This window comes from Chryseolinea lacunae (assembly GCF_016735595.1).
Classification (GTDB): Bacteria; Bacteroidota; Bacteroidia; order Cytophagales; family Cyclobacteriaceae; genus Chryseolinea; species Chryseolinea lacunae.
The window spans coordinates 1-12,633 of sequence record NZ_JAERRB010000018.1; the positions used below are offsets into that span (position 1 = coordinate 1).

Sequence of the window (12,633 nt, forward strand, 5' to 3'; positions counted from 1 at the left end):
CTAATTTCGTTTTGATTAACTTAGATTCTGTTCTCATTTTTCTGACAGTTTAAAGGGTTTGACTTTAGATAGTTTGCACTTCTAAGTTAACCCAACTGTCAGATTAAGTCGGAACTACTACAAATGACGATCATGATGGGATATAATTTTATGCACGCCCCAGCGATGTAGTTTACTCTTGATTCTGGGTAGTTCGTGTTGGATTCCAATTTCAGTACTTGCATTCCTGAATAAGGAAAGTTTATTAGCTACGAACCTCCATCAATGATCCGTTCATCTTAAGGACAAGGATTATCTATTTGAGGTTACTCTCACTCCACGGACAGTTCTTTTTCCCGATTGCCCCCAACCTCGTATATTAGCCTTTCACATTGCAACTGAGACATGGCGAGGCACCTAAACCCATCGGCAACAACACCCATCCACAACGCCATACGCCACGCCCTCACCCTTCTTATTGTCCTTTTGACTCTAAACGATGTGTGCGCACAAATCCGCATCGAAGTCATCAAACACCCTAAGTTCATTCTCAAAGACTCCAGCCTTTTCATCTCCGGCACGTTCAACAACTGGAGCCCTGGCGAAGAAACGTTCAAGCTCACGCGCCGGCCCGATGGCGTGTACTACTTCGATTTGCCCGACACGCTCGAGAGTTTCGAATACAAATTCACGCAAGGGGGCTGGCAGATTGTGGAGGGCTATGCCGACGGAAAAATTCTGCCCAACCGCGTCTACAACAAAGTGGTGGAAGACAACCCCCACCTTATCCGCGTGGTCATAGAAGGGTGGGAGAAGCAGCCGGAGTATACCATCATTGTCGATAAGGTTCCCGAAAACACACCGTTCGATGCATCGCTCTATGTGGCCGGCAACTTCAACAACTGGAACCCGGGCGACAAAAACTACAGGATGCGCAAGCAGATCGACGGCAGCTACCAGATCCTCATCTACTTCAACGGCGACCGCATCGACTACAAGTTCACGCGTGGCACATGGAAATCGGCCGAGAGCAAATCGGGTGGGCGCACCATGGCCAACCGCGTCACGCTGCGCGCCTCGGCCACGGGCAAGATAAGGGCGGAGATTGCAGGCTGGGAAGATATTTCCGGAGGCCTGCAGCTATACTCCATCTATGACCTGCTGTTGTTGTTTTCGGTGTTCCAGGGCGTGTTGCTCATCGTCACCATTCCCACCATTCAGGAATACAACCGGGAGGCTAACCGCTGGCTCATTTTGCTGGTCGGGTTCACGTCGGCCATCCTGCTCATCAAGGTGGTGTCGGCCTATCCCGAAGTGGAGCACACGTTGCCCAAGCTGCAGCTCATACCCGACTTCATTCTTTTCATCTATGCGCCGCTGTTCTATGCCTACATCCAGCGTTTACTTTTCCGTTCACAAAACCAGCTGAAGCTCGTGTTCTTTGTGCCCGTGTTCGTGCAGTTCTTTGTCTACATGATTTATTTTCTCATGGACCAGCCCATGTTCCAGGCCAAGCTCATCGAGCCTGAATCAGAGCTGCGCATCATTCGTTTTTGCATGGGGTCGCTCGCGCTGGCCCTCAACATCTATTATTGGATAAAGTGCCAGATGGCCATCAACACCTATAAGGTCAACTACCAGAACAGCAACTCCTACGAACAGAATTTGCAATACCTCAACACGGTGTTGTTCATACAGGCCGCGTGTCTGGTGGTGTGGTTTGTCACGTTCGCCATCACGGGCATGGCCGAAATTTTCGACTGGCAAATTTCCGACTTCACCGACGTGAGCATCGACACCCTCTGGATGACGTTCTCGGTCATCACGTTCTTCCTCGGCTACTTCGTCATTCACGAACCCGACATCTTCCGTTTGCCACAAACCATCTCGCAGCCACACGAACTCACCAAGGTAGAACTCGACCACCAGGTCATCGACTACCTCAACCACATCGGCAAAGACAAGGAAGAAGAGACCATCGAAAACCTCGACAGCCTCAAAGAGAAACTCACGCTCTACATGGAGAAGTACCAGCCCTACACCAACCCCAAGCTGTCGCTGGTCGAGCTCGCGTCGCGTCTCAAACTTCAGCCACACATTCTTTCGAAGGTGATCAACAGCGGCTTCGGCATGAATTTCTTCGACTATGTGAACACCTACCGCATCGACGAATTCAAACGCCGCGTCGAAGACCCGCAATACAAAAACTACACCCTGCTCGGCATCGCCCTCGACGTAGGCTTCAATTCCAAAACCGCCTTCAACCGATCATTCAAAAAAATCACAAGCCAAACACCGAGCGCGTTTTTCAATACGCTCAAGGAATGAGGTAGTCTTGAGTCTTGAGTATTTAGTATTTAGTATTTAGTTCTGAGTCTTGAGTATTTAGTCTTGAGTTTTTAGTCCTTAGTGGGGCAAAAAGTGTGGGAGGTTCCACATTCTCGCGAAGCGCACTCAACACAACAAAAAGGACTAACGACTCAATACTAACTACTCTATACTATATTGGTGGCAGCCGGGCTGTCCAGGGCTTCGCTTCGCTGCGGCCCCGCGAGGCGCGGGGCTGGTCGCGAAACGCGCCCACCCTTCCCATCCCTGCCACACAGTGGAGCCTGAACAAAAATCAACACCTAGTATCAAGATCCCGAATCCCTAAAGGAACAGCTCCCCATCTTTAAACTGTCTTGGTCGAAATGAATAGGACTGTACATATCTAGTAATAAGTGTAAATTCTTCTATTCATTCATACGGAACCATATATAAGTAGACTGACAGAATTCTTTGTCTGGTAGGACGACCACCTGACCCCAAGCAAAGCACCACACCAACAATTCCGACTCTTATAATATAGGCTTCAAAGTTCCCGTCCGTCCAATCGCAACGACTCGTTCAGGCAACAAGATCTGCAACCCTTTTCTGGCGTCGCAACAGCAGAACAAACCACACCGCAAGCAGAATTCAGTTGCTGATTTTTTTAACATCGCAATTCTCCGCAAGCAAAACGCACGGCATTTTTCTCATCGCAATCTCTCAATCGCTTTCATGTAAACCCGAAATGTGGTTCCACTTTAGGAAATGGAACCTGCTACATGGGCCACCAACAATTTCAAAGTCAATCACTTAGCGCGCAATTCACGACAGGGTTGGGGAATTCGCCGATTTCCTCAAAGTGGGCCGACTCTTGGCCTCGGGGGTGGTACGTTGCAATCGTTTTCTAAATGACTTCAAACGGATGCAGCGACCGGTCAGTCGCTCCGGGCGGGTCGTCGCCGAAAACCGCAACAGAAATTATTCGCTACAAAATTCAACCTAACCTAAAATGTATGAGAGAACTGTTTACAACACGATTTAAGTGGATGACGGCAATGCTGCTTCTTTCCAGCACGTTGGCGTGGGCACAGAGCAAGGTCGTAACAGGAAAGATCACCTCCTCCGAAGACGGCGCAGGCCTGCCCGGCGTGAATGTGCTGGAAAAGGGCACGTCCAACGGCACCGTGTCCGACGTCAACGGCATGTTCACCCTCAGCGTTCCCGACAACGGCACGCTGGTTTTTTCGTTCATCGGCTACCGTTCGCAGGAAGTGCCGGTGGGTGCACAATCCACCATCAACGTCAACCTGGAGGCCGACGTCACGTCGCTTTCCGAAATTGTGGTGGTGGGCTATGGCCAACAGGAAAAGAAAGACGTCACCGGCGTGGTCACGGCAGTGGACTCGAAGTCCTTTAATAAAGGAGCGATCGTATCGCCCGACCAACTCATCACCGGCAAAGTGGCCGGGGTGCAAATTGCTCCTGCCGACGGTCAGCCTGGCTCCGGCTCCAGCATTCGTATCCGCGGGGGCACGTCTATCAACGCCAGCAACGAACCGCTCTATGTGGTCGATGGCATTCCCGTAGTTTCCGATGGCACTGCCGCCGGACGCAACCCGCTCAACTTCATCAACACCAACGACATCGAAACCTTCACGGTGTTGAAAGACGCATCGGCCGCCGCCATCTACGGATCGCGCGCTGCCAACGGGGTCATCCTCATCACCACCAAGCGTGGCAAAAGCGGCTCGCCCACGTTGAGCTATGACGGTTTTGTTTCGGCGGGCCAGGTGGCAAAACAATATGACGTGTTCAACGCCGATCAGTTTCGCTCCATCGTCACCTTCTATGCGCCACAGAATTTGAAATACCTTGGCGATGCAGCGTCTTCCGAAGTGGCCAACAAAAGCTACGACACCAACTGGCAGAACGAAATCTTCCAGACGGCCGTGGGCCAAAGCCACAACATCTCGTTGTCGGGCGGCACAGACAAATCGAACTACCGCATTTCGCTGGGTCACCTTGAGCAGGACGGTATCATCAAAACGTCCTACACCAAGAAAACCAACATCGGCTTCAACTACTCGCAGCTTGCGCTCGACGACGCGCTAAAGATCGACATCAACGTAAAAGGTGCCGCCACCGAAGACCGCTACTCGGCCGATGTTATCGGTGCAGCCATTGCCTTCGATCCAACGCATCCGGTATACGACAGCAAGAGCCCCTTTGGCGGCTACTACGAATTCTACGACTCCATCAGCGGCAAGCGCGTTCCCAAAGTGAACTCGCCCAACAACCCCGTGTCGAGCCTCAACCAAACCCAGGACATCGGTCAGGTGCTGCGCAGCCTTGGCAACCTGCAGGTGGACTATAAAGTGAAACTTATTCCCGGCCTTCGCTTCAACGCCAACCTGGGCTATGACGTGACCCGCGGCCAGCGCAAAAACTTTTTGCCCAGCACACTCAAGGCGCAGAACAGTCCCGACACCGGCAAAGTGGTGATTCAAAATCCTTACAAGAACAGCATGTTGTTCGAAGGCTATGTGAACTACTCGCGCGACCTCGCGTCCATCAAAAGTAAGATCGATGCCACGGCCGGCTATTCGTGGCAGAGCTTCTATGCCGAAAACCACGGCTACACGTCAACGGGGCTGAGCACAAACATCTATGGCTACAACAACCCCAGCGTGGCACGCAGAACTGTGCCGTTCGATCCCCTGAGCACAACGGCCATCCCATCGCTGGGCGAGAACCGGCTCATATCGTTCTTTGGGCGTGTCAACTATTCCTACAACGATAAGTATCTGCTCACCGTCAACGTGCGTCGCGATGGTTCTACGCGGTTTGGTCCCAACAACAAGTGGGGAACGTTTCCGTCGGCCGCCCTGGGATGGCGCATCGTGAACGAAACGTTCATGGCCAACCAGAATCTGTTCAGCGACCTGAAGCTGCGTGCGGGCTATGGCATCACGGGTAACCAGGACATCGGCAACTTCCGCTACCTGGGCACCTACACGCCAAGCGATCCGCAAGCACAGTATCAGTTTGGCAGCGCGTTCTACACCACCATCCGCCCTTCGGGCTACGACACCAACCTGCAATGGGAACAAACAGCAGCGTCGAACATCGGTGTTGATTTTGGTTTCCTGCAAGGAAGAATTTCGGGATCGATCGAAGTCTATCAGAAAAACACATCGAAGCTGTTGTTCACCCGCGCGGTTGCGCCGGGCGCCAACCTCACCAACACCATTCTCACCAACATTGGCAAGGTGCAGAACAAAGGCATCGAGCTCACCATCGACGCCGTGGCCGTGTCCACCACCAAGCTCACCTGGAACCTGGGCTTCAACGCTTCCTACAACCAGAACAAGATCGTGACGCTCGACGGCAACAACGATCCTGACTTTCCCGGCTATACCACCGGCGACATCTCGGGCGGTGTGGGCAACAAAATCCAGATTCTGCGTGTAGGCCAACCGGTGAACGCGTTCTATGTTTTCCAACACAAAACAGGTGTCGACGGCAAACCGGTGAACGACAACCTGGGCACCGAAGACAAGCTGAACATGTATGTGGATCAGAACACCGACGGCATCATCAACGAAAAAGATCTGGTGCCCTACAAACGTCCTGCACCCCGCGTGCTGATGGGCCTCACCTCGCAGGTGAACTATGGCAACTTCGACCTCAGCTTCACGTTGCGTGCAGCGTTGGGCAACTACGTCTACAACAACGTGGCCGCCAACTCCATGTTTCAGCGTGCGGCCGATTCGTTCCGCCCCAACAACCTCATCACCGACGCCTTGCGCGCCAACTACTACACGCCGCAATACTTCTCTGATTTCTATGTAGAGAACGCCTCTTTCCTGCGCATGGACAACCTCACGCTTGGCTATTCGGTGAAACAGCTCACCAAAACAAACGTGCGCGTATATGCCACAGTGCAAAACGCCTTTGTCATCACCAAATACACAGGTCTTGATCCGGAAGCACCCGTGTCGGGCATCGACAACAATTTGTATCCGCGCGCACGCACCTTCGTGCTGGGTGTGCACATCGGACTTTAATCAAACATGATTCAACACAACAGATAGCATTTCACTATGAAAAATATAAACATTTTTAAGGTAGCGACACTGGCCCTGCTCATGGGCACGGCATCGTGCACCAACCTGGATGTGATTCCGAAAAATGCGGCCGTGGGCGATGTGGTTTTCACCGATCCCGCAGCCTACAAACAATCGCTGGCCAAAGTGTATGCCGGCCTTGCCATTGGTGGTCAGGCGTCGGGCGACGACAACTCCGACATCAGCGGCATCAACGGCGGCTTTTCGCAATACATCCGCATGTACTTCAACCTGCAGGAACTTCCCACCGACGAGGCTGTGATCGGCTGGAACGACGGCTCCATCCAAACCCTGCACTTCCACACGTGGACATCGCAAAGCGAATTCATCAACGCCATGTTCAACCGCGTGTATTTTCAGGTGTCAATGGCCAATGAATTTCTGCGTCAAACCACCGACGATCTGCTGACGTCGCGTGGCAACACCGACGCAATCAAGGCCGATGTGAAACAGTATCGCGCCGAAGTTCGATTCCTGCGAGCCCTTAGCTACTGGCATGGTCTCGACATGTTTGGCAGCATTCCGCTGGTGCCCGAAACAAATCCCATCGGCACAGAAGGTCCCGGTCAACCCGAAGGTGGCAAACAGGAAGTGTTCAACTACATTGAAAGCGAACTGCTGACGGCGATCGACGACCTCGGTCAACCGGGCACCATGGAGTATGCACGCGTCGATCAGGCTGCAGCCTGGACGTTGCTGGCCAAATTGTATCTCAATGCCGAAGTCTACACGGGCACAAAGAAATATACCGAGGCACTCACGTATCTCAACAAAGTCATTGCCTCCAATGCCTTCTCGCTTGATCCGGTATTCAACAACCTGTTCCTCACCGACAATTATAAGTCGCCCGAAATCATCTTCCCGGTTGCGTTCGATGGCACCAATACCAAAACCTATGGCGGCACCACATACTTGTGTCATGCTTCGGTGGGTGGCGACAAAATGAAACCAGCCGACTATGGATTGGACGGCGGATGGGCAGGACTTCGCACCACGGCCAACATCGTGAATCTGTTTGGCCCCGCCGACTCGCGCGCCATCTTCTTCACCGACGGACAAACGAAAGACATTCCGGGCACACCCAACACCAGCTTCAACCAGGGCTACGCACATCCTAAATTTCAGAATGTGTCGTCGGCCGGAACAAAGGGCAGCAACTCAACTTTTGCCGACACCGACTTTCCGATGTTCCGTCTCGCCGATGTTTACCTCATGTATGCGGAGGCTGTGTTACGTGGTGGCACCGGTGGCGATCAGGCCACTGCGCTCGACTACGTGAATAAACTCCGGGTGCGTGCCTATGGCAACACAAACGGAAACATTCAAACGGGCGACCTCACACTGAGCTTCATCATCGACGAACGCGGACGTGAGTTGAGCTGGGAGTGTCATCGCAGAACCGACCTGGTGCGTTTCGGATTGCTCACCACAAGCGAGTCGAGCGATGCGCGGGCCATCTGGGCCTGGAAGGGTGGCGCGAAAGCCGCCGGCGAACAAACGGAAACTTTCCGCAACGTGTTCCCCATTCCTTCTGCTGCGTTGACGGCCAATACCAAACTGAAACAAAATGATGGTTACTAAAATTGACCTACCCATGAAAAAGCTATTGCTCTATTTTTCGATATTCTTCGCGGCCACTTTGTATTCCTGTCAGGACAAGCTTGACGTGCAGGGGCTCACGAATTTTCCGCCCACAGTTCTCAGCGCAAGTCCTAACGTGAGCGTGAAGCTGGGCACCTTCGACCTCAAAGCTGTGTTGGTGACGGGACCGGGTTCGCCCTTGTCGTCTGGAACGATCACGCTGAAAGACGCGGAAGGAAAAACGTTATACACGGTCACCGAGCCATTGAGCGGAGTCAAAGACTCCATCGTGGCCAAAGCCGCCGACTTCAATTCGGCTGCATTGCCACTGGGTGCCTACACGCTCGAGATCACCGCCGTGAATGCCAGTAACCTCACCACGGTGTCGTCGTCGGTGTTCAATGTGTCTAAGACATTGTATCCCGCCAAGAACGTAAAAATGTACATCGCCGGTGAGTTCAACGGCTGGGGTGCTACAGAATTGACGCTCATCACCGACTTCACCTGGGAGATCAAGAACATCGACCTGCAAGGCAAGGCGTGGAAGTTGAAGAACACCACCGACTGGACCGACCAGGATTGGGGCGACGGCGACTGCGATGGTCTCATGACATCGAACAAAGCCGATGGTGGAAACAAAGACACCAATTGCAAATTCTCGGGATTGGTGAATGTTCAGTTCAACGATCAGACCCTTACCTATTCGGTGAAACCCGCTGTGAATTTCAAGACAAATCTTTCGGGTCTGTTTGTGTTGGGAGGCTTCAATAATTTTGAAGGCGACAACTATAAATTTCAATTGAAGTCCGACAACACCTGGGAGCTTGGCGAAATCAGGCTGAAGCCTGGCGATGAGTTTAAATTTTCGGAGAGCCCTTACTTCAAAGGAAAGAACTATGGCGATTCGGGTAAAGAAGGAGTTGCCGCCGAGTTCTCGCCGAACTTCAGCTGGACATTGCCCGATGGTTTCTACAAAATCACATTCAACGATGCCACATTAAAATACACCACCACGTTGGTGCGCTATCCCTACCCCGACAAGCTCTACCTGGTGGGCAGTGCCACATCCGTGGGATGGAATCCCGGAAGCTCTGTTCAGTTTTTGAAAACGGGTGACGGCAAGTTTGAAATGTATGCCTACCTCACGCACACCGACACCGATGGCGGATTCAAATTCCTGCAAGTGCAGGATTGGGCCGGAGCCTGGGGCAAGTCTACCGACGGCAACCTCGCGCAGGATGGCGGCAACAACATACAAGTGGCCACCGACGGATTCTATCGCATCACGGCCGACTTCATCGCGAAAACCTATACCACCACCAAAACAAGCTGGGCGGTTGTGGGAAATGCAACACCCGGTGGATGGCCCGTGAATGATCCGGACCCCGGCGTGTTGACACTCACCGGTGGATCGGGAACCTATAAACTCTCCATCGACAACATCACGTTGACGGGTGGCGACCACGAGTTGAAATTCCGTGCCAACAACGGTTGGGATATCAACCTTGGCGACGATGGTTCGAATGGTTCGCTGGAATATGACGGAGACAACATTTTGTCGCCTGGCGCCGGTGTCTACCTCATCGAGCTGAACCTGGCGCCGACAGGCTACACGTATACGCTCACAAAGAAATAAGTTTTAAGTAGGGAGTTGGCGTGGAAGAGAAACATCCTGCAACATGTGCGGGATGTTCTCTCCGCACCATGCTTCTCACGAAGCGATGTTTTTTCAGCGGCGGAGAAAAACGACAACACACGGCAGTTCAAATCAGAAAAATATAGCGGGATGAAAAGAATTTTACTACTTCAGTTTTTTTTGTGCGTTGTCGGGCTATCGCTTGCGCAGGTCGTTACTACGAGCCCTGCGTTTCCTGTGGCCGATCAGCCGGTCACCATCACGGTCGATGTGTCGGGCACATCGCTCGACAAGTTTGCCTGGAACAGCGACACCAACCCGGTGTATATCTGGACCTGGATACCCGGCGGCAGCGGTTCCATTGATGCACCAACCAACATCAACCCGGCCACATCGCCCGGACAGGATGCGGCGAAATGTTTTCGTCTCACGACCAATCCCGACAAGTATCAGATCACCTTCACACCGACCCTGTTTTTCAACAAGCCGGCTTCCGAAATCACGCAGATCGGGTTGAAGCTGAAAAGCAAAAGCTGGGCCGACAACAAACAAACGGATGTCGACAAGTTCATCACCTTTACCTCGGGTTTCTCGGTGAAGTTCACGGCGCCAACACAGACCAATTTTTTTGTGAGCACCGGCGATCAGATTCCCATAACCTTAAAAGCATCGGCCACGGCCGACCTTGAAATCAAAGTGGGCGGTGTTTCAAAAGCAACCCTCGCGCAAAACACAACGCTGACCTACACCCACACGGTTGCCGAAACGCAAGGCTCGGTTTCGGTGAGCGGCTCGGCCAACAACGGAACAGAAACCAAGACAAGCACCTTCACTTATTATGTGCGGTCGGCTAGCACCAACGCGCCGCGTCCTGCGGGCATTGTGGACGGCATCAACTACAACAGCAGCGACGCATCAAAAGCAACCCTCAGCCTTCTTGCACCGGGCAAGACTTCGGTCTATGTGATCGGTGATTTCAACAACTGGACCATCGACGAAGCCTACAAGATGAAAAAGGACGGAGAACATTTCTGGCTTGACGTGAGCGGACTGGTTTCCGGAACGGAATATGGTTTTCAATACCTCGTGGATGAATCCATAAAAATGGCAGACCCGTTTGCCGACAAAGTTCTGGACCCCGACGATCAATACATTCCGGCAACAACCTATCCCAACCTGAAAACGTATCCCGCGCAAGCGCTGAACACACAATGGTATTTTAACCGTGTCGCCATTTTGCAAACGGGTCAGACACCGTATGCATGGCAAACGTCAGCCTATCAAAAGCCGGCCTCCGAAAAGCTTGTCATCTATGAACTGCACATCCGCGATTTTTTTGGCGACGGTGCAAAGAATTACCAAAACCTCATCGACACCCTGGGCTATTTCAAAAAGATGGGCATCAACGCCATCGAGCTTATGCCGATCACGGAATTTAATGGGAACGACAGCTGGGGCTATAACCCCACATTTATGTTTGCGGTCGATAAATTCTATGGCACAAAAAACAAGCTGAAAGAGTTTGTCGATAAATGTCATGCGAACGGAATTGCCGTCATCATGGACATGGTGTTGAATCATCAGGATTTGCCCAATGCCTATGTGATGATGGATTTTGATTTCACGGGCATGAAACCAAACCCCACCAACAAATGGTTTAACGTGACGGCCACGCACCCGTTTAGTGTTTTCTTTGACATGAATCACGAGAGCGTGTACACACAACACTATGTGGACACCGTCAACTATCACTGGTTGAACGAATATAAAATAGACGGCTTTCGCTACGATCTGTCGAAAGGGTTCACGCAGAAAAATTCGGGCGACGATGTGAATGGATGGTCGTCGTTTGATCAGTCGCGCATCAACATCCTGAAACGCATGGCTGCACAAATCCGCACGCACACGCCCGATGCCTATATTATCCTTGAACATTTCGCCGACAACACGGAAGAAACTATACTGGCCGCCGACGGCATGATGCTGTGGGGCAACGCCAACAATGCCTACACGCAAGCCGCCATGGGCTTTGGCAGCAACTCCGATATTTCGTGGGGCTACTATAAAACACGAAGCTGGACCGACCCGCGTCTTGTAACCTACATGGAAAGTCACGACGAGGAACGCATGATGTACAAAACCCAGGAGTTTGGAAATGCGTCGGGCACCTATTCTACCGCGTCGTTGAACACGGCGTTGAATCGTATGAAGGCGGCCGCCACATTTTTCTATACCGTGCCCGGTCCAAAGATGATCTGGCAGTTTGGCGAGCTGGGCTATGACGAAAGCATTAACCGCTGCACCGATGGCACCATCAGCAGCAATTGTCGTGTCACGGCTAAACCTGTGCATTGGGAATATCGGAACGTGCCAGCGCGCAGCACACTCCAGCAGTATGTGGCCGACCTTATCCGGCTACGGAATACTTACGCGGTCTTCACAAAAGGCGACGCCACCGTGACCACAGGCAATGCGCTGGTGAAACAGATCACACTCAACAACGTGCCATTCACAACAACACCGGCAGACGCATCGCAGATGAACGTGCAAGTGGTGGGCAATTTTGACGTGACGGCGCAAACCGCCTCTGTCACCTTCTCGCACACCGGCACGTGGTATGACTACATCACCGCCGTGCCGCTGCAAGTCACCACAACTTCTATGAACATTTCGCTTCAACCGGGAGAATACAAACTCTACACCGACGTAGTGCTGAGGACGGTGACGGCCGTGGAGGAAGAAAATGTGAAAGCTTTTTTCACGGTGTTCCCCAACCCATCGCAAGGTGTGTTGCAGATTGACGGTCCCGACAAACGCGACATCGATGTGAAGGCCTTCAATGTGATGGGACAATCCGTGTTGCTTCCAAAAATGGATCGCAACCATTGGGATGCCACATCGTTTGTTCCGGGCTTATACATATTAAAGATCAGCCAGGGCCAGCGTCAGCAATCCGTCTCCATCATCCGGAACTAAAAAAATAACCCATTCCTAACGAAT

General features: G+C 52.3%; 5 protein-coding genes. All 5 read left to right on the plus strand.

Translation table 11 applies throughout. From position 1 onward, the window contains the following. Nucleotides 1-384: 384 nt before the first annotated feature. The 5 genes from JI741_RS30490 to JI741_RS30510 all read left to right on the plus strand — a co-directional run bounded on the left by JI741_RS30490 (nucleotide 385) and on the right by JI741_RS30510 (nucleotide 12,609). Nucleotides 385-2,307 (plus strand): helix-turn-helix domain-containing protein, encoded by a 1,923-nt coding sequence (locus tag JI741_RS30490; RefSeq protein WP_236676358.1) that lies wholly within the window; start codon nucleotides 385-387, stop codon nucleotides 2,305-2,307. Between the two features lie 995 nt (nucleotides 2,308-3,302). After that, on the plus strand, nucleotides 3,303-6,356 hold the full coding sequence (locus JI741_RS30495; RefSeq protein WP_236676359.1) for a SusC/RagA family TonB-linked outer membrane protein: 3,054 nt from the start codon (nucleotides 3,303-3,305) through the stop codon (nucleotides 6,354-6,356). Between the two features lie 36 nt (nucleotides 6,357-6,392). Beyond that, nucleotides 6,393-7,997 carry a RagB/SusD family nutrient uptake outer membrane protein gene (locus JI741_RS30500; RefSeq protein WP_202016129.1) on the plus strand — a complete coding sequence of 535 codons (1,605 nt, stop codon included), beginning with the start codon at nucleotides 6,393-6,395 and terminating at the stop codon, nucleotides 7,995-7,997. A gap of 13 nt (nucleotides 7,998-8,010) precedes the next feature. Further along, entirely contained in the window at nucleotides 8,011-9,633 is a 1,623-nt protein-coding gene (locus tag JI741_RS30505; protein WP_202016131.1) for a SusF/SusE family carbohydrate-binding protein, read from the plus strand. 150 nt (nucleotides 9,634-9,783) lie between these two features. After that, nucleotides 9,784-12,609: an alpha-amylase family glycosyl hydrolase gene (locus JI741_RS30510; RefSeq protein ID WP_202016133.1), complete on the plus strand. Its 2,826-nt coding sequence runs from the start codon at nucleotides 9,784-9,786 to the stop codon at nucleotides 12,607-12,609. The last annotated feature ends 24 nt before the right edge of the window (nucleotides 12,610-12,633 follow it).